Source organism: Shimia sp. MIT910701 (assembly GCF_047126315.1).
Lineage (GTDB): Bacteria > Pseudomonadota > Alphaproteobacteria > Rhodobacterales > Rhodobacteraceae > Shimia.
This window is the reverse complement of record NZ_CP138953.1, coordinates 3038634-3055603: the sequence shown is the minus strand read 5'-3', so window position 1 is coordinate 3055603 and position 16970 is coordinate 3038634. Positions and strand designations below refer to the sequence as shown.

Annotated in this window: 17 protein-coding genes; 5 read left to right on the top strand and 12 right to left on the bottom strand. The window is 59.1% G+C overall.

The features are described 5' to 3' along the window. The first annotated feature begins 67 nt into the window (after positions 1-67). The gene (locus tag SIB38_RS14745) at positions 68-1042 is read left to right on the top strand and encodes a DUF808 domain-containing protein (protein WP_412550476.1); all 975 of its coding nucleotides are present in this window, start codon (positions 68-70) and stop codon (positions 1040-1042) included. Then, positions 1043-1489, top strand: coding sequence for a hypothetical protein (locus SIB38_RS14740; RefSeq protein WP_412550475.1), 447 nt, complete (start codon positions 1043-1045; stop codon positions 1487-1489). On the opposite strand, the gene SIB38_RS14735 is transcribed toward SIB38_RS14740, so the two are convergent. The 3 genes from SIB38_RS14735 to tkt all read right to left on the bottom strand — a co-directional run bounded on the left by SIB38_RS14735 (position 1459) and on the right by tkt (position 5186). Beyond that, complete coding sequence (locus tag SIB38_RS14735; RefSeq protein WP_412550474.1) at positions 1459-1866, bottom strand: hypothetical protein; 408 nt, start codon at positions 1864-1866, stop codon at positions 1459-1461. The genes SIB38_RS14740 and SIB38_RS14735 overlap by 31 nt on opposite strands. Positions 1867-1946: 80 nt before the next feature. Continuing rightward, on the bottom strand, positions 1947-2693 hold the full coding sequence (locus SIB38_RS14730) for a lysophospholipid acyltransferase family protein (RefSeq protein ID WP_412550473.1): 747 nt from the start codon (positions 2691-2693) through the stop codon (positions 1947-1949). Between the two features lie 471 nt (positions 2694-3164). Next, positions 3165-5186, bottom strand: a complete 2022-nt coding sequence (gene tkt / locus SIB38_RS14725) for a transketolase (protein WP_412550472.1) — start codon at positions 5184-5186, stop codon at positions 3165-3167. A 255-nt stretch (positions 5187-5441) separates the two neighbouring features. Between tkt and SIB38_RS14720 the strand changes: the two genes are divergently transcribed. From SIB38_RS14720 to SIB38_RS14710, 3 genes are read left to right on the top strand one after another with little or no spacing between them, the layout of a single operon-like run. Continuing rightward, positions 5442-6293 (top strand): hypothetical protein, encoded by an 852-nt coding sequence (locus SIB38_RS14720; RefSeq protein WP_412550471.1) that lies wholly within the window; start codon positions 5442-5444, stop codon positions 6291-6293. Continuing rightward, positions 6293-6688: a cell division protein ZapA gene (locus tag SIB38_RS14715; RefSeq protein ID WP_294114985.1), complete on the top strand. Its 396-nt coding sequence runs from the start codon at positions 6293-6295 to the stop codon at positions 6686-6688. The genes SIB38_RS14720 and SIB38_RS14715 overlap by 1 nt, the downstream gene beginning before the upstream one ends. Then, the gene (locus tag SIB38_RS14710; RefSeq protein ID WP_412550470.1) at positions 6685-7281 is read left to right on the top strand and encodes a YiiX/YebB-like N1pC/P60 family cysteine hydrolase; all 597 of its coding nucleotides are present in this window, start codon (positions 6685-6687) and stop codon (positions 7279-7281) included. Before SIB38_RS14715 ends, SIB38_RS14710 begins: the two co-directional genes overlap by 4 nt. 48 nt (positions 7282-7329) lie before the next feature. Here the strand turns inward: SIB38_RS14710 and grxD are convergent, their stop codons facing one another. The 9 genes from grxD to SIB38_RS14665 form a co-directional block, all read right to left on the bottom strand. Beyond that, positions 7330-7692, bottom strand: a complete 363-nt coding sequence (gene grxD, locus SIB38_RS14705) for a Grx4 family monothiol glutaredoxin (protein WP_294114982.1) — start codon at positions 7690-7692, stop codon at positions 7330-7332. Between the two features lie 101 nt (positions 7693-7793). Continuing rightward, positions 7794-8042, bottom strand: a complete 249-nt coding sequence (locus tag SIB38_RS14700) for a hypothetical protein (protein WP_294114981.1) — start codon at positions 8040-8042, stop codon at positions 7794-7796. Between the two features lie 267 nt (positions 8043-8309). Continuing rightward, positions 8310-8546, bottom strand: coding sequence for a BolA/IbaG family iron-sulfur metabolism protein (locus tag SIB38_RS14695; RefSeq protein WP_294114980.1), 237 nt, complete (start codon positions 8544-8546; stop codon positions 8310-8312). Positions 8547-8612: 66 nt separating this feature from the next. Beyond that, positions 8613-9134, bottom strand: coding sequence for a hypothetical protein (locus tag SIB38_RS14690; protein ID WP_412550469.1), 522 nt, complete (start codon positions 9132-9134; stop codon positions 8613-8615). Positions 9135-9149: 15 nt separating this feature from the next. Next, a complete protein-coding gene (locus tag SIB38_RS14685) occupies positions 9150-9635 on the bottom strand; it encodes a hypothetical protein (RefSeq protein WP_412550468.1) in 486 nt (161 codons plus the stop codon). 3 nt (positions 9636-9638) lie between these two features. Next, complete coding sequence (gene purL, locus SIB38_RS14680) at positions 9639-11798, bottom strand: phosphoribosylformylglycinamidine synthase subunit PurL (protein WP_412550467.1); 2160 nt, start codon at positions 11796-11798, stop codon at positions 9639-9641. A gap of 270 nt (positions 11799-12068) precedes the next feature. Further along, a complete protein-coding gene (locus SIB38_RS14675; protein ID WP_412550466.1) occupies positions 12069-13205 on the bottom strand; it encodes a BamA/TamA family outer membrane protein in 1137 nt (378 codons plus the stop codon). Positions 13206-13228: 23 nt separating this feature from the next. Continuing rightward, a complete protein-coding gene (locus SIB38_RS14670; RefSeq protein ID WP_412550465.1) occupies positions 13229-15511 on the bottom strand; it encodes a mechanosensitive ion channel family protein in 2283 nt (760 codons plus the stop codon). A gap of 288 nt (positions 15512-15799) precedes the next feature. Next, complete coding sequence (locus SIB38_RS14665) at positions 15800-16705, bottom strand: LysR family transcriptional regulator (protein WP_294114972.1); 906 nt, start codon at positions 16703-16705, stop codon at positions 15800-15802. Positions 16706-16970: the final 265 nt, after the last annotated feature.

Genomic DNA, 16970 nt, shown 5'->3' with positions numbered 1-16970 from the left:
TCAGGGTGGTGCATGAAGAGCCAACAGGACAGACAGCCCCGCCAAAGGGGCAAAGGGAGTGCGTAAGATGGCAGGTGGTTTGCTGGCGTTGTTGGATGATGTGGCGTCGATTGCCAAAGTGGCGGCGGCCTCGATTGACGATGTGGCGGCGGGCGCGGCCAAGGCAAGCGCCAAGGCGGCGGGTGCGGTGATTGACGACGCCGCGGTGACGCCAAAATACCTGCACGGGTTTGAAGCCAAGCGTGAGCTTCCAATCATCTGGAAAATCGCCAAAGGTTCGATCAAGAACAAGCTGCTCATTCTGTTGCCGGTGGCTTTGTTGTTGGCCAACTTTGCACCCTGGTTGATTTCGCCACTGTTGATGATTGGCGGCGCGTATCTGTGCTTTGAAGGGGCTGAGAAGGTGCTGCATGCCTTCCTTCCGCATGATGAGCATAATGACGGCGAGCAAGAGGAGGTCGACGACCCCGCGCATCTGGAAGAGAAAAAGGCGGCGGGCGCGATCAAGACCGACTTTATCCTGTCGGCAGAGATCATGACCATCATCCTGTCCGGCATTCCGCAGAGCAATTTCTGGATGGAAGCGGCAACGTTGGCGGTGGCCGGTATTGGCATCACCGTAGCTGTGTACGGCTCTGTGGCGCTGATTGTGAAAATGGATGACGTGGGCCTGGCGATGTATGCCGGAGGCCGCCTTTCGCTGACCCGCACCCTGGGCCGTTGGCTGGTGCGCGGCATGCCCTATTTCATGAAGCTGCTGACCATTGTTGGTACGGCGGCGATGCTTTGGGTGGGGGGATCGATTGTGATCCACGGTATGGAAGAGCTTGGTTTTGGCTGGCTTGGCCACCACATCCACGACATTGCCTATGCGGCGGGCCATATGGTGCCAGCGGCCTATGAGGGCTTTGTCGAATGGACCACCAAAGCGGCGCTAGACGGTGTGTTTGGTCTGGTGCTGGGCGCGGCGTTGATCCCGGTGGCGACTAAAGTGATCGCGCCGATCTGGGGCGCAGTGAGTGGCAAGAAGGCTGCGCATTAAATGCCCGTTGATGACGCGGAGTCGATGATCCGGGAGGTGCGTCCCTGGTACAAGAGATGGATCGGCACACGGTCCATTTACCCGGAGCGTCACATGCGTTTCATCAACGCTGCCTCCACACTGTCCGAATTTGAGACACGCATGACGCTGGCCCCGCGTGCTCAGGAAGAGCTTGCGGCCTTTTTGGATGTGCGGTTGAGAATTGCGGAGCGCGCAAGAGCGCGAACCTCCAGTGCTGCGGGCAGATTGTTCAACATTCTATCCCGGGAAAACCCGGATTATGTCCGGCTAACGGGCAGTGAGTTGAAAGACGTTCTCCAAATCATTGGCTCGGAAGTGGATGACATCGTCGATCCGCGCGCTGTGTTTGATTTGCGGGTGGATGTGATCGGTGAGGCTTTGGCTACTCTTCAGACCTACGCCTCCTCAACCCCCGTCCAGTCTTGATGCCCTCTGGCGTTGAGCATGGAGGACATGCGGAACCGTCCATCAATGTCGTGCACTAGCGCTGTTGACGTGTTTGGCGCGGTCGCCAGATGCGCTCCGCAAAGCATTCTCGTGCGGAAGGTCCCAAGCCATGTGCCGTCCGGGCATTCCTCCAGAGAGATTGGGACGCGATCAATGAGATCCAAGTTCATCATTTTGGCCGCGACCAGGTATTGCTCGAAGTTCTTTGCCACGGCCGCGTCATTCGTCAATACAATCGGCTTGAGCTTGGTGACCAATGAAAATGGCAGGAGTAATCGGTTGCGCCACTGATCGAAGTTGCACTCGATGAAGGCGTTGGAAATATCTGTGAGAAAATGCTCAAACTCGGACTTCATGCAAAAATTGTACGGCCATTTAACCACTAAAGCGAGCGTTTCTATGCCTCTGACCCAGACCACATATGAGGGCGTAGATGTTAGGCAGGTTTGGTGGCTTCGCCGGTCTGCGCGTCATAAGCCGCGGCCATGGTGCTGCGCAGGCGGGCGACGGCGGCGTCGGTGTTCTCGTCCGCCGTGAATGTCATCTGGTCGAGCACATCGATGTGGATGCTGCCTTTGAACGGGAAAAACTTGCCCCGTGGCAGGAGCTTGTCGGAGTGGCTGATCACAAAGGGACGCACGGCGCGACCGGTTTTCTGGGCGATCAGCACGGCGCCGGCTTTGAACGGGGCAAGGCCGGGCTTGGTGGACCGCGTGCCTTCGACAAACAGGATGGGCGAGCGGCGTTCTGGCATCTCGGCGATGGCGTCTGTGAGGGAGGAGAGAGCGTCGCGCCCCTTTTGGCGGTCGATTTTCAAGAGACCTGCGCCTTCAAAGCCGCGTTTGAGCAGGGCGGCTTCGCAGAGCTCTTTCTTGGCGCCGAAGGTGACCCATTTTTCATCCGGGATTACATGCAGCATTGAGAAGCCGTCCAGGTGGCTGCGGTGGTTTACGGCGATGATGGAGTTGGTGTCGGTGCGCAGGGCCTCGGCGGCGGCGTCAGAGATGTCGACTTTCACGTCGAGGAACCACAGCAGCCAGGAACAGCAGCGCGAAACAGTGCGCCAGAACCAGCCGCGAAAGCCCGGGCGTTTGCCGCAGACGGTGGGGATGAAGGCCACAAACAGGAAGATAAACGGGCCGGTGAGGACCAGAAGGCAGCGCTTTAGGAATGTGGCGAGCATGAGTGGTCCTGTGTGGCGGGGTGTCGGGTGGCTGATAGAGAGTTACGACAGGTAAAGATAGGGGGAATTGGGGTAGGTTTGGCGGCAGGATGTCCGGACAGGTCTCGCAGCCAAACGCACTGACTGTCCGAGCTGGGGGCCAGCCCCCAGACCCCCGGGATACTTTTGGCAAGAAGAAGAAGCTGCGGGCAGCGCGGGGCCACCCCCGGAAGGAACCCCGATGAGGCTTCTCCTTGTGCGGTCATCGGCTTCCCAGCCTGTACCGCATCAAAAGCGTGCGACTTTATGGTTAATGAAAGGTTACTTCTTCTTGCCTCAGGGCTCCGCCCGTTTGCTGCTGAAGGAGCCCACTGGGCTCCGTCCGAGACGCAGCGCACTCCCCGCCGGAGGCAAAACAAACGCGCGTCTGCGCGTCAAAATAAAAAAGGCGCCTCAGAATAAGGCGCCTTTTCAGTGGGATATATGCCGAACTTACAGCAAGTCTTTGACCTTTTGAGCCACATTGGCCGCGGTGACGCCGAACTTTTCGAACAGCTCACCCGCCGGGGCGGAAGCGCCGAAACTGTCCATGCCGACAAAGTCGGATTTGCCCGCGCGGGCGCGTTCACCCAGCAGCCACTGGTCCCAGCCACCGTTGCGCACGGCTACTTCGACACCGACACGTACGGCGGCGCCGGCTGGCAGCACTTTGCGGCGGTAGGCTTCGTCCTGCGCGGCGAAGAGTTCCATACAAGGCATGGAGACCACGCGGGTGCCGATGCCTTCGGCTTCCAGCAGTTTTTTGGCTTCCATCGCGGTGGAAACTTCGGAGCCGGTGGCGATCAGGATGGCCTGACGTTTGCCTTCGGCTTCGGCCAGAACATAGGCGCCCTGGGCGGTGAGGTTCTTGAGCTTGTGCTCGGTCCGCACGGTGGGCAGGTTTTGACGGGTCAGGGCCAGCACCGATGGGGTCTCTTTGCTGGTCAGGGCAATTTCCCAGGCCTCAGCAGTTTCCACGGTGTCGGCAGGACGGAACACATAGGTGTTTGGTGTCGCGCGGCAGATTGCCAAGTGCTCAACCGGCTGGTGGGTTGGGCCGTCTTCGCCCACACCGATGGAGTCATGGGTCATGACAAACACGGTTGGGATCTTGGACAGGGCGGCCAGACGCATGGACGGGCGCGCGTAGTCGGTGAAGCAGAAGAAGGTGCCGCCGTAAGGGCGGATACCACCGTGCAGCGCCATACCGTTCATCGCAGCGGCCATGCCGTGCTCACGGATGCCCCAGTAGATGTAGCGGCCTTTACGGTTGTCGGTGTCAAATACGCCCAGATCGCCGGTCTTGGTGTTGTTGGAACCGGTCAGGTCAGCAGAGCCGCCCACGGTTTCAGGCATGATCGGGTTGATTGCGGCCAGCGCCATTTCGGAAGACTTCCGGGTCGCCACGGAGGGCTGCTCTTCGGAGGCCTGCTTTTTAAGCGCCTTGATGGTCGCGGAAAGCTTGTTTGGGGCGTCCAGAGCATAGGCGCGGTTGAAGCGATCCTGCTTCTGCTTGGAAGCCTCAGAGAAGCGGCCTTCCCAAGCTTCGCGATCCGCGGCACCGCGGGAACCGATGGCTTCCCACTGCGCTTTGACGTCAGCAGGGACTTCGAACGGCGCAGAGGTCCAGCCGTAGCCTTCTTTGGCAGCTTTCATCTGATCCGCGTCGGTCAGAGCGCCATGGCCTTTGGAGGTGTCCTGGGCGGCGTGACCAATGGCGATGTGCGTTTTACACGCGATCATCGACGGCTTTTTGGTCTTCTTGGCGGCTTCAATCGCAGCGTCGATCGCTTCTGGATCGTGGCCGTCGATTTCCAGCACGTGCCAGCCGGAGGCTTTGAAGCGTTTGACCTGATCGGTGCGGTCAGACAGCTCCACGGTGCCATCGATGGTGATGTTGTTGTTGTCCCAGAGCACGATCAGGTGGCCGAGAGAGTGGCGACCGGCAAGGCCGATGGCCTCTTGGGAGATACCCTCCATCAGGCAGCCGTCACCGGCGATCACATAGGTGTAGTGGTCGACCAGTTTGCGGCCGTATTGGGCGCGTTGGATTTCTTCGGCCATGGCGAAGCCGACGGCGTTGGCGATGCCCTGACCCAGCGGGCCGGTGGTGGTCTCAACTGCGTCGATCAGGAAGTTTTCCGGATGGCCCGCAGTGAGCGCGCCCATCTGACGGAAGTTCTTCACCTGCTCGTGGGTGACCTGCTTGTCGCCCATCAGGTAGAGCAGGGAGTAGATCAGCATGGAGCCGTGGCCCGCGGACAAGATAAAGCGGTCACGGTCCGGCCAGCTTGGGGCCGCCACGTCAAACTTCATGTGCTTTTCAAACAGCACGGTGGCCACGTCAGCCATGCCCATGGGCATGCCGGAGTGACCGGAGTTTGCAGCGGCAACCGCGTCCAACGTCAGGGCGCGGATGGCGGCGGCTTTCATCCAATGTTCTGGGTTCTTTTCACGCAGTGCGGCGATATCCACGGATGCGCTCCTTCGGATTAAGGGGTTCAGTTGCGGGGTTAGTAGCAGTTTCAGGCGCAATAGCAAGCTGGCACGCCTGTGAGTGGTGGATTTGCGCTTGTTTGGACACAGGGCTTTCCCGCCATAGGGGGGCGCATTTTGCAATTTCAGCCGCTAATATCAGGCCATTGAGCGTCGTTCTTTGATTCGTTAAGAGGAACGGACGCGCATGTAGAACGCGGGTCACTAAGAACCGGACCGGAAAGGACGAGGCATATGAGCGACATCAGCGAACTGGAAGGCAGGCTGACCGCAGCGCTGGAGCGGATTGCGCGGGGCGTTGACGGTATGCAGGCCGTGGTTGCTGAGCCCGAAGAGGGTGAAGACGTACAGGCATTGCGTCGGGCATTGGAGAACGAAGCGCTGGTCACGGCGCAGATGGAAGAACGTGTGCGGGCCTTGACCGCGCGGCAGACCGAGCTTGAGGAAGAGCTGGGTGCGGCGCAGTCGGCCAAATCGGACGCGGAAGAGGCCTTGAAGGCTTCCGAAAGCAAGGCTGAGGAAGCCACGGCAGCGTTGACCACGGCGGAAGCGCGCGCAGAGGCGGCAGAGACCGCAGCTGCGGCGGCGGCAGATGCGGCAGAGGCTGCGGCAACGGCAGCCCCGGACATCGAGGCGGAGGCACCTGCAGAGGCGCCATCGGCGGCAGAAGACAGTGCGTTGGCCGCGGCGGTGGAAGAAAATCGCGTGATGCTGGGCGAGTTGGGCAAACGGTTGCGGCGGTTGCGCCAGATGGCGCGGCGGGAACGCTCTGCCAACCAAGTGCTGCGCGAGCAGGTCGAGAAAGACGGCATGGTGGATCCATCCGCTGTGAATGACGCGCTGAAGGCTGATCTGGACACCGTGAATGCACTGCGCGAAGCCGAGAGTGCGGAGACGGCGGTGATTTTGGCCGAGCTGCGCCCGTTGGTGCATGGCATGGTGGCGGCGGCCCCTGAGGGCGCGGAAGAGGCGCCCGCGACTGAAGCGGCGGCCCCTGAGGCGGCCGGGGCAGAGGTGGCCGCAGATGCGGCGGTCGAGCCGCTTGCGGAAAGCCCTGAAGAGACGAAAGAAACGGGAGACGCCTGATGCCGGAAGTACAGATTGAAATTGGCGGTCGCGTTTTTGAAGTGGCCTGTCAGGAAGGCGAACAGCATTTCCTGCGTGCAGCGGCACAAATGCTGGATGAACAGGCGCGGGTGCTGGTTGGACAAGCCGGGCGTATTCCTGAGGCGCGGATGTTGTTGATGTCTGGCCTGATGTTGGCAGACAAAACGGCGGGGCTGGAAGATCAGCTGCGCGATGCGGAAGCCAAGATTGCGGCGCGCGACAAAGAGATCCAAGCGCTGCATGAGGCGCCCAAGGCCGAGCCTGAGAAGGTGGAAGTGCCGACCATTCCAGAGGAAGTGACGCAGACGCTGGCGGAAATGGCGGCACGGGCGGAAAGCCTGGCGGATCTGGTGGAAGAAAAGGCGGCGGGGTGAGTTCCGTCGTTGCCCATGGAGATTTCATCTTTTCGGTTTTGGGCCGCGACGAAAATGCGATTTCTGCGGTTGAAGCGGGCTATCGCGGCGCACGCTTTGATCATGTCGGTATTGCGGTGGAACAGGACGGCGCGCTTTTGGTGCTTGAAGCAATCGATCCAGAGGTAAAAGCTGGTCCTTATGCCAACTACGTGGAGCGATCTAAGAACACAGAGGGCCTGCCGAGGTTTGCCTATGCGCGCCTATTGCCCGAATACAGGCATTTGTTGCCGGCGGCTGTGCGATATGGGATGTCGCAGCTTGGGGTGTCTTACGATAAGCTTTTTCTGCCGAGTGAGCGCCAGTTGTATTGTAGCGAGTTGATTGTTGACATGTTTGCGCATGCCAACGGTGGACCTTTTTTTCGCGAAACACCGATGAGCTTTCGCCGTGACGACACGGGGAACATCTTAGACGATTGGTCGCGGCGTTACGCTCATTATGGTGTGCCTGTGCCAGAGGGCGCGCCGGGGTCGCATCCGGGTGGTTTGAGTTTGGACCACAGGTTGCACGTCTACCGCGTTGAACCCGCTGTGCCTGGATATCAAAGATAAAAGCCCCGCCAAATTGACGGGGCTTTTCAATGCCTTGTCGCGCGAAGCTTAGGCGTTGGCTTCGCGGATTTTGTCTGCGGCGTCTTTGTCATATGACAGACCGTTGTCGTCCAACATGGTGTCGAGCTCGCCAGACAGGGTCATTTCGGTGATGATGTCACAGCCGCCGACAAACTCGCCTTTGACGTAGAGCTGTGGGATGGTGGGCCAGTCGGAATAGTCCTTGATGCCCTGACGGATTTCTTCGTCTGCGAGCACGTTTACGTCGGCATAGTCCACCGCCATGTAGTTCAGCACGCCTGCGACGCGGGAGGAGAAGCCACATTGCGGCATGTCCTTGGTGCCTTTCATGAAGAGCACCATATCGTTGGCTTTTACAATTTCGTCGATGCGGTCTTTGACGTCGGTCATCTTAGGTTCCTTTTGGCAGGCTGCCGGTGTTGGTGGCTTCCATATAAAGAAGCGTGAGGGGTTTGCCAAATGCGGGGCCTTTGCGCGTCCCCCGCAGGTGGTTAGTCTTTGTCTTTTGGCACAAAGAGGCGCGCGTAGGCGTCCGGGTCTTTAGGCACTTTCCAGGTTGTTACGGAACCGCCCCCCATGCCGGATTGGTAATCGGAGCGCAGGGTGTGATTGTCGGGATCTTGTGAGCCTTCTTCGGCAAATGGGGTGCGGTCGCGATTGACCCAAGCCACAAGCGCCAGAAGGGCTGCCGCTGCAATGGCAAGAATTGGGATCAGGCCGTAGGACAGAAGTTCGGACATGTCAGAAGTCACCTTGAACCTTGGGTTTCAATAGCGTTGGCCTTGTCAATCCGTTCGTTTTCCTTGTTCACGGAGTCAACAAGCTCCAGATCAAGCGCTTCCATTCCCAACTCTTTCTTTGGGGTAAGCTTGCTGTTTGCCCGGGACGGTTTGCTTTGGGAGAGGGGACGGCGCCCGCGGCGGCGTTTCAATTGGAGGTCTGTCCAAAAAATCGCTGTGCCAAGCGCTGCCAATCCCACCAAGATCAACCACCCCTGAGGCATCGGCTTACTCCGGCGCCTTTGTGGTGAGGGCCAGCGCGTGTAATTCGCCAGACGGACCGTCCATTTTGCCTTTGAGAGCGGCGTAGACGGCGCGCTGTTGTTGCACGCGGTTTTTGCCGCGGAAGCTTTCGTCAATCACCATCGCGGACATATGCACGCCGTCGGTGCCGCCCACCTGAATGTCGGCGTCCGGGAAGGTCTCGCGCAGGAGTTCCTCGATTTCGTGAGCGGTCATTGGCATTGTGAGCTATTCCTTTGTGTCGTTGCTCAAAAATGTAAGTTGCTGCTTGCGGCTCTGCAAGGCGATTTAGAGGAAGGTCGCAAGCGATTGCAGATAGGCGGGCACGTCGGCAAGGGCGTCTTGTACCTCCGGGTCTTCAAAATCATGCACCGACTTGGCGTCCTCGGGGCAGAGGGCAGCCATCAGGAAGCGGCCCTGGCGCTTGGCGCTGTCGGGGATGGGCAGGTGGCTGGCCTCTTGCAGGAGCAGCAGGGCTTCGTGGATGGGGCGCAGGACACGCAGGGCGTAGGTCATGTGCTCCAGAAGATCGGGATCGTCGCGCCAGGTCTCGCCGTCAAACAGGTCTTGCGTCACACGCTGACCAGCCCCGGCACATTGGTAGGCGACGCAGCCGCCAAAGCCTTTGGGCAGAAGATCGTCGTGGATCGCGCAGTTGAGGCAGCTGTCGGAGAGATTGGGGCAAGGCGTGTCTGCGCGTTTGAGCAGGGCGAAGTCTTCGTCGGCATCAAAGGGATAGGCGACACAGCAGAGCGCAGCGCATTGGCTGCAGTCATCGGTCAGGCTGGGCAAGGTGACGGGCGGGGTCATGGCAACAGGCCTGCGTCAGTCTTCGTAAAGCTCTGACGGCACTTTGGAGGTTTTGTAGAGCACAAACAAGGAGCTCAGGCCCCAGCCGTAGGCCACGCCAAGCGCGGTCCAGGACAAGATGACATGCGTCCAATTAGGTCGAAAAATTGAGCGCATGTCAGATTTGTCTAAGTCGGTTTCGCAATGGAAGTTCCCGCTCAGGCCCAAAAGAATGTCATTGGCGTAGTGCGCGAAAATAAATCCGAGGGCGCAGATAAACGGGAGAGCCGCCACTTTCCATGTTATTTCTGCAAACCTGTGGGCGATGATCACACCGGGCGCGTGGATAAGGGCCACAAAGATCGCGACCTTCACCAAGTTCATAGCAGTTTTGTTGGCGTATTCTAATGCACAGAAATCAATGGCAAAAGACGTTCGATGCGACGCCAGAAGCAGCGTGTAGACGATGCAAAACACGCCGATCTGCGACAGGATGTAGAAGATCGGCGCGTTGGATTTCATGGATTAGGCAACAGCGGCGGCAAAGCTGCTGCGGAAAGTGGCGGAGAGCTCTTCCAAAGAAGCCTCGGAGCTGCCGAACTTCACGCTGTCGCCGGTGAACTTTCCGACGGACGTGATTGAAACGCCAGCTTTTTGTGCGTTGATCATCAGTGCCTCAGCTTGATCGAAGTTGCAGGCCACCAAGTAGCGTGCCTGATCTTCGCCAAACAGAGTTGGAGTGTCCTCGATGTCGATCTGAACGCCGACGCCCGCAGCTTCGGCCATTTCAAAGGCTGCCAGGGCCAGACCGCCGTCTGCGAGGTCGGTGCAGGCTTTGATCCAGTCCCGGTTGTTGCGGATGAACTCGCCGTTTTTGCGCTCCGCCTCGAGATCCACATGCGGCGAGTCTCCGTCTTCGCGGTTGAAGACCTCTGCCAGCAAGGCGGATTGGCCGAGGTGGCCGTTGGTTTCGCCAATCAGCAGCGCCACGTGGCCGTCGCGCGCCTCACCCAAGATAGGCTCTTCGCCGGCGGCAATCAGACCCACGGCGCCGATGGTTGGGGTTGGCAGAATGGCGGAGCCGTCGGTTTCGTTGTAGAGCGACACGTTGCCGGACACGATTGGCATATCGAGCGCAGCAACCGCTTCACCGATGCCTTTGATCGCGCCCACAAACTGGCCCATAATCTCTGGTTTTTCCGGGTTGCCGAAGTTCAGGTTGTCGGTTGTGGCCAATGGCTTGGCGCCCACGGCAGACAGGTTGCGGAAGGCTTCGGCCACGGCCTGTTTGCCACCCTCAACCGGGTTGGCTTTCACGTAGCGTGGGGTCACGTCCGAGGTGAAGGCCAGCTTTTTGTCGGTGCCATGCACGCGGATCACGCCGGAGCCCATGCCGGGACGCTGGGCGGTGTCGCCCATCACGGTGGTGTCATATTGCTCATAGACCCACTGTTTGCCGGCGTAGTTTGGCGAGGAGATCAGGCCTTTGAGGCCGTCGATCGCGTCAATCTGTGGCACGTCTGCGAGGGCTTCCGCCGCCGGGGTTTCCACCCATGGGCGGTCGTATTCTGGCGCGCGGCCGGACAGCGGGGACAGCGGCAAGTCGGCTTTGACTTCGCCGTTGTGCAGGATCAGGAAGCGGTCTTCGGCAATGGTTTCGCCGACGATTGCGAAATCCAGGTCCCACTTTTCAAACACGGCGCGGGCCTCGGCTTCGAGTTCTGGTTTCAGAACCATCAGCATACGCTCCTGAGACTCCGACAGCATCATTTCATAAGCTGTCATGTTGTCTTCGCGCTGGGGCACGTCCTCCAAGTTGAGCTTCACGCCCAGCTTGCCTTTGTCGCCCATTTCCACGGCGGAGCAGGTCAGGCCTGCGGCGCCCATGTCTTGGATCGAAATCACGGCACCGGTCTGCATCAGCTCCAGCGTGGCTTCCATTAGGCGTTTTTCGGTGAAGGGGTCGCCAACCTGTACGGTGGGGCGTTTCTCTTCGATGGTGTCGTCAAATTCTGCCGACGCCATGGTGGCGCCGCCCACACCGTCGCGGCCGGTCTTGGCGCCGAGGTAGACGACAGGCATGCCGATGCCGGAGGCTGCGGAGTAGAAGATGCTGTCGGTTTTGGCGAGGCCTGCGGCGAAAGCGTTCACAAGGCAGTTGCCGTTATAAGCGGGGTGGAAGCGGACTTCACCGCCCACGGTGGGCACGCCAAAACAGTTGCCGTAGCCGCCAACCCCTTCGACAACGCCGTTCACCAGCTGCGTGGTTTTGTGATGATCCGGCTCGCCAAAGGAGAGCGAGTTCATCGCCGCAACAGGACGGGCGCCCATGGTAAAGACATCACGCAAAATGCCGCCAACACCGGTGGCGGCACCTTGATAGGGTTCGATGTAGGACGGGTGGTTGTGGCTTTCCATTTTGAAAACAACCGCGTCGCCGTCACCAATGTCCACGATACCGGCGTTTTCGCCCGGGCCGCAGATCACCTGTGGGCCGTCGGTTGGCAGGGTGCGCAGCCACTTTTTGGAGGATTTATACGAGCAGTGCTCGTTCCACATGGCGGAGAAAATACCCAGCTCTGTGAAGGTTGGCTCGCGGCCAATGATCTCCAGGATCAGGTTGTATTCGTCAGGCTTCAGTCCATGAGCTTCGATGAGATCGGTGGTGATGGCCGGTTCCTGCATGTCGCGAGAGTCCCCAAATAAACAGCATTTGGGGGGCTTTTAGGGCAGGGGAGCCAAAAGGGGAAGGCTTAAGGCGGGCTTAATCTTATGGGAGGTGGGAAATGGCACAAAAAGGCGCAGGTTGGTGGTGGAAGGTGATGGGTGGCTGGCCCCCAATCTCCGGCCCGAATGGGGGCCAGCCCCCAAACGCATGATTTATTGGGGGCCAGCCCCCAAGCCCCCGGGATATTTTTAGCAAGAAGAAGCGGGCGGGGTGGTGAGGGCAAGACGTTAGAAGCGTTGGCCCACATAGATGTAGAGCAGGTCTTCCTTGCGGTCGTTGTAGGACATGTCCACAGAGAAGACGGCTTTGAATTTCTTGGAGAGTTGGAAGCGTACACCTAGGCCGCCGGCGTAGCGGATATCGGTGTCGCCAATGGAGGCAAAATCGCTGTCGGTGTTGCCCAAGCCTGCAAAAGCGACGCCGGAGAAACGATGGCTGAACTGGTGGCGGTATTCGGCCTGCGCAGACAGCAGCGCGTCGTTGAGAAACTCGGTGGGGCTGAAGCCGCGAAAGCCGTCGGTGCCGCCTAAGGAACATTGGTCAAAGAACGGGGTGTCTTTGCTGGTGGCGCAGCTGGCAAAGCGGGTGGCGATGCTGTTGCGGTCGCCGATAGGCAGGTAGTGGTTGTAGGTCAGCACGAGTTTTTTGTAGTCGCGGCCGCCGGCGTTGAGCACCTGCCCATAGGTGAGCGCGCCGTCCAGCAGATGGCCGTTGCGGGCGGAGAAATCGTCGTCCCGGGTGTCCCATTTCGCCAGAAGGCTGAAGGTGCCGACTTCGAGCTGGCCTTCGGGCAGGGGCGGCAGGTTGGTGCCTGAGGTGTCATAGCCCAGCGTGGTGTCGAGGTAGCGCATGGCCGCGCCAAACAGCAGTTCGGAGGTGACGCCGCGCAGGACGCTGAGGTTTGCGATGTCGCCGGTTTGGCGCACTGGAATTGGTAGGCCGCCGATGTAGAGGTCGTAGAAGCCTTCGGCCTGGCCCAGGCTGGCGCTGACCTGCCAGCGGTTTTCATCCCAGACAAACTTTCCGCCGAGCCCGTAGGCGTTGGTGCCATTGTCTGATTTCATGGCTCCGAGGCTGATGATGGAGGTGTCGCTGCCTTCGTCGATGTTGAAAAGGTAGCCGCCGCCCAATACCAGCCCAGCGCCGATGAGCACGTTTTTGAATGGCACCGGCGCGACCACCACGGAGCCATTGCCAAAGCCCAGCGGGGTTTCCTGCTCGCGGGCGTCATTCAGGCTTTCGTTGAGCATGTCGTTGCTCAGCGGATCTGCGTGCGCTGGTGTGAGAGAGATGAGTGCCAAAAGTGCAGCGCCCGGAACGATCCGGGCGGCTGCTTTGAATGTGGAGGCAAGATGTGCCGTCATAGTCTGTCCTTTATGGGGCCGGATCAATCCGGTCCCTTGGCGGGCGCGGCGGCGGCTTGCTCTTCTTGCTGCTGAGCGGCTGCTGCTGCGGCAGCTGTGAGCGCGGTTTTCTCTGCCTCCGGCAGGTCCTTGGCACCATCCGGCAAGGCCACGCGCACTTCGCGGCGGGCGAAGTCGATGCCTGCGGCGTTGAACTCGGCTTTCACGCGGTTGTAGATCTCTTTGCGGATCATAAACTGCTTGCCGGGTTTGGCCATGAATTTACCGCGGATGATCATACCCACATCGTCAAAGTCAAACACACCTTGCGATTTGAAAGGCTGCAGGAAGTCGTCTTTGTAGAGCTCCTCTTGCAGCATCTCCTGACCGATCTTTTTGAAGATCTTTTTCACCTGGTTTGGATTGGTGTCAAACGGCACGGTGAATTTGAGCTTCATGATCACCCAGTCACGGGAATAGTTTGTGAGCTTGGGGATTTCGCCATAGGGGATGGTGTGTACCGGGCCGCGGTGGTGGCGCAGCTGCATCGAGCGGATCGAGATTTTCTCAACCGCGCCCATGGTGCCTTCGATCTCGACATATTCGCCAACGCGGAAGGCGTCATCCACCAGGAAGAACACGCCGGAGACCACATCGGTCACCAGTTTCTGCGCGCCAAAACCAATCGCCAGACCAGCGATCCCGGCACCAGCCAAGAGCGGCGTGATGTCGACGCCGAGGTTGCCGATGGCCAAGAGGGTGAAGACCACGATGATCGCGCCCTGTGCTGTAACCAGCGCGAGAGGCAATACGGTGGAGAGGCGAGAGCCGCCGCCGCCGCCCATTTCGTTGTCGGCATCTTCCTGCGACATGCCCAGCGCGGTCATTTCTGCCGCCAGACGGCGGTTGATGTAGAGGCTCACGCCTTCATAGACGACATAGCCGACAATCGCGGTCATGGCGAAGCTGAAGAGGTTGTCGCCGATGCCTGCACCTTCCTGAAGAAGGCTGAGCAAAGAGACATTCCAGGTGCGGGTGATGATGACGAGCACGGCGCCAACCGCGATCACACGGCCGATGCGCACGTAGCTGCGCTTGGTGGCGATGTAAGCGTCATGCGCCACTTGGCCTTCGCCCTGCATTGGCGGAACCACGTGGCGGACAAGGCCGCGAATGCCGGTGTCGATCACCGGGGCGATCAGCAGCCAGAACATGGTGGTGTAGTGTGCACCACCCAGCAGCAGTTGCACTTTGCCCAGGCCAATCAGCGTGGAGACCAGCACCCAGGTGGCACCGGCAACGCCCATGGCGAAATAGGGGTAGATGCGGGCCACTGACTCATCAAACTCAGTGCGATCAGGATCGTCGCCGCGCATCATCTCGCTGAGACCTTCGCGGGCGGTCCAGGCAACATAGGCGATGTAGACGTAGACCATGCTGTCGATCCAGAAGCCGATGCGGGTTTCACCCGCAGCCACGCCGTTCACCACGTTGAAGTCGACCACAAAGATGGTGGCGCCGCCCAGAATGACGATGCCGATGATGTGGCGGTGGATGAAGCTGGCCCAATGGTCGTTCACATTCACCAGGCGCAGGTCAGGACGGTTAGGGGCCATCAGCAAACGGGAGAAGGCGGCAGCGATGCGCGGCATCCAGATCATATAGCCGATGAATGGCGCGACAAAGGTGACTGCTTGCGCGTCCAAGAAGGTGCGGCCAAGTGTGCGGATGGTGATGTAAAAGATCACCAGACCAAAAATCTCACGCAGGAAGCGCTTGAACAGGAAAGTCACGGACTCGCGCAGGGTGGCGCCGGACTCGGCGGGCTCCGGGTTGCGCACTTTGATCAGCCAGGTGCGGACGGCGTATTCCACGCCGAGGCCTACTGCCAGCAACAGGGCTGTCAGACCAAAGAGGGTGAGCACGCCGCCAAAGCCACCGTAGGTTTCAGCAAAGTTCTGGAAGGCGGTGATTTGTGCCGGCACCAGCGCGGGCAGTTTGCGGACCGCTCCGAGAAGCGGCTGGGAAAAGGCATGCCACAGATTAGTGGCGCGTTCCACGAGGCTTTTGGGGGCGGCTTCTTCGGACTGCGCCGCAGCCACGGCATCCAGCCGGTCCAGCAGCACGGCGCGGACTTCGTCGTCCGACATGCGCGCGACCATGGCGTTGATCGCCTCTGTGGTCATTTCTTCGGGGTTGATCTCAACCGCCTCGGGGGCGCTGGAGCTGGAGGTTGTGGTGGTGGGCAGGCCCTGGGCCTGCGCGGTGGTCATTGCAACGACGCATAATGACAGCGCCAGAAGAATGCTCGAAACGATATGTCTCATAAGGTACTCTACGGTCAAAAAATGATTGACTATAAGAGATGACTTTTACGTGAGTAGGTCAAGGTATGTTCGCCTTACTCTGGAAGGCAAGAGTACTGATTTCAGGTTCTGAAATGGCAAAAAAAAAGGGCCGAGCAATAAGCTCGGCCTTAGTCCAACAGGGAGGTGAAAGCGCTGAGCGTATAAGCAATCAACGCCTTCGAGAGATGAATTAGTAGTCAGTTTGTGAACCTTCAAGAGATATTCTGTCGCACCCGCAGCATGCCCGCTATGCGCGCATTGCATAGCTCAGGAAATGTCTTTTTCCCGCAATTGCTTGCGGTGCAAAATGATCTCTTCCTGCACAAAGTCGCGGAAGGCCGCAATGCGCTTGGATTGGCGCAATTCTTCCGGAAAGGCCAGATACACAGGGACTTCGGCGGATTCAATTTCAGTGCCGACGCGCACCAGATCCGGGAAATCCTGCATCAGATAGTCCGGCAACACGCCGATGCCGAGGTCATGGCTGACCGCTTGAAGGACGCCAAAGTAGTTATTCACGTAAAGCATCTTGGTGATGTCATTGGCCAAGAGGCTGGTGACAAAACTCGCGCCTGCGCCAACCTGTTCTGAGGTCACGTTTTGGCAGATCAGACGGTGCTGGATGAGATCCTTGAGGGTCTGGGGTTCGCCGTGGGTTTCCAGATAGCTTTGGGATGCATAGAGACGCATCCGCACGCTCATCAGACGTTTGCGAATAAGGTCGGCCTGGCTCGGCTCTTTCATGCGGATGGCCACGTCGGCCTCGCGCATCGGCAAGTCGAGCACCTTTTCCTCAAGCATCAGATCGATGTTGAGGTCTGGGTATTGCTCGTAGAGTTTTGCCAGGCGCGGGGCCAGCCAGAGCGTGCCAAAGCCGATGGTGGTGGTGACACGCAGCTCGCCGAACACTTCTTCTTCGCTGTCGCGGATGCGGGCAGAGGCGGCGTCCAGACGTTTGTTCATCGCCGTGGTGGCGTCAAACAGGAGCTCGCCTTGCTCAGTCAGGATCAGGCCGCGGGCGTGACGATGGAAGAGGGTGGTGTTCAGGCTTTCTTCGAGTGCACGGATTTGGCGTGAGACAGCGGATTGAGACAGGTGCAAAACGTCGCCGGCGTGGGTCAGACTGCCAGCATCAGCAACGGCGTGAAAAATCCTGAGTTTGTCCCAATCCATGGTAGCTCCATTTTTTTGTTTTGTGTCATGCGGTTAGTTCTCAGTCAAAGAAAAACTGACCGTGGGGAGGCTTGGAACTGCGCTGATACGCCTATAGACTGGGAAGGGAAAGTGAAGTTTTCACGAAAAAACATCACTTTGCGGAGAGGCCTATTCGAATTGAGGGGTGGGGCTGTCCATTGGGCGAAATGCCAAAGAATTTGGCATAGGTGGTACTTGGGTTTGATCACGAAGCTTCGGCATTGTTTGCGGGCGCTAGGTGATG

What these genes read in the sequence shown, in the direction of transcription:
- SIB38_RS14745 (WP_412550476.1), top strand. Translation starts at nt 68, where the DNA reads ATGGCAGGTGGTTTGCTGGCGTTGTTGGATGATGTGGCGTCGATTGCC.
- SIB38_RS14740 (WP_412550475.1), top strand. Translation starts at nt 1,043, where the DNA reads ATGCCCGTTGATGACGCGGAGTCGATGATCCGGGAGGTGCGTCCCTGG.
- SIB38_RS14735 (WP_412550474.1), bottom strand. Translation starts at nt 1,866, where the DNA reads ATGAAGTCCGAGTTTGAGCATTTTCTCACAGATATTTCCAACGCCTTC.
- SIB38_RS14730 (WP_412550473.1), bottom strand. Translation starts at nt 2,693, where the DNA reads ATGCTCGCCACATTCCTAAAGCGCTGCCTTCTGGTCCTCACCGGCCCG.
- SIB38_RS14720 (WP_412550471.1), top strand. Translation starts at nt 5,442, where the DNA reads ATGAGCGACATCAGCGAACTGGAAGGCAGGCTGACCGCAGCGCTGGAG.
- SIB38_RS14715 (WP_294114985.1), top strand. Translation starts at nt 6,293, where the DNA reads ATGCCGGAAGTACAGATTGAAATTGGCGGTCGCGTTTTTGAAGTGGCC.
- grxD (WP_294114982.1), bottom strand. Translation starts at nt 7,692, where the DNA reads ATGACCGACGTCAAAGACCGCATCGACGAAATTGTAAAAGCCAACGAT.
- SIB38_RS14700 (WP_294114981.1), bottom strand. Translation starts at nt 8,042, where the DNA reads ATGTCCGAACTTCTGTCCTACGGCCTGATCCCAATTCTTGCCATTGCA.
- SIB38_RS14695 (WP_294114980.1), bottom strand. Translation starts at nt 8,546, where the DNA reads ATGCCAATGACCGCTCACGAAATCGAGGAACTCCTGCGCGAGACCTTC.
- SIB38_RS14690 (WP_412550469.1), bottom strand. Translation starts at nt 9,134, where the DNA reads ATGACCCCGCCCGTCACCTTGCCCAGCCTGACCGATGACTGCAGCCAA.
- SIB38_RS14685 (WP_412550468.1), bottom strand. Translation starts at nt 9,635, where the DNA reads ATGAAATCCAACGCGCCGATCTTCTACATCCTGTCGCAGATCGGCGTG.
- purL (WP_412550467.1), bottom strand. Translation starts at nt 11,798, where the DNA reads ATGCAGGAACCGGCCATCACCACCGATCTCATCGAAGCTCATGGACTG.
- SIB38_RS14675 (WP_412550466.1), bottom strand. Translation starts at nt 13,205, where the DNA reads ATGACGGCACATCTTGCCTCCACATTCAAAGCAGCCGCCCGGATCGTT.
- SIB38_RS14670 (WP_412550465.1), bottom strand. Translation starts at nt 15,511, where the DNA reads ATGAGACATATCGTTTCGAGCATTCTTCTGGCGCTGTCATTATGCGTC.
- SIB38_RS14665 (WP_294114972.1), bottom strand. Translation starts at nt 16,705, where the DNA reads ATGGATTGGGACAAACTCAGGATTTTTCACGCCGTTGCTGATGCTGGC.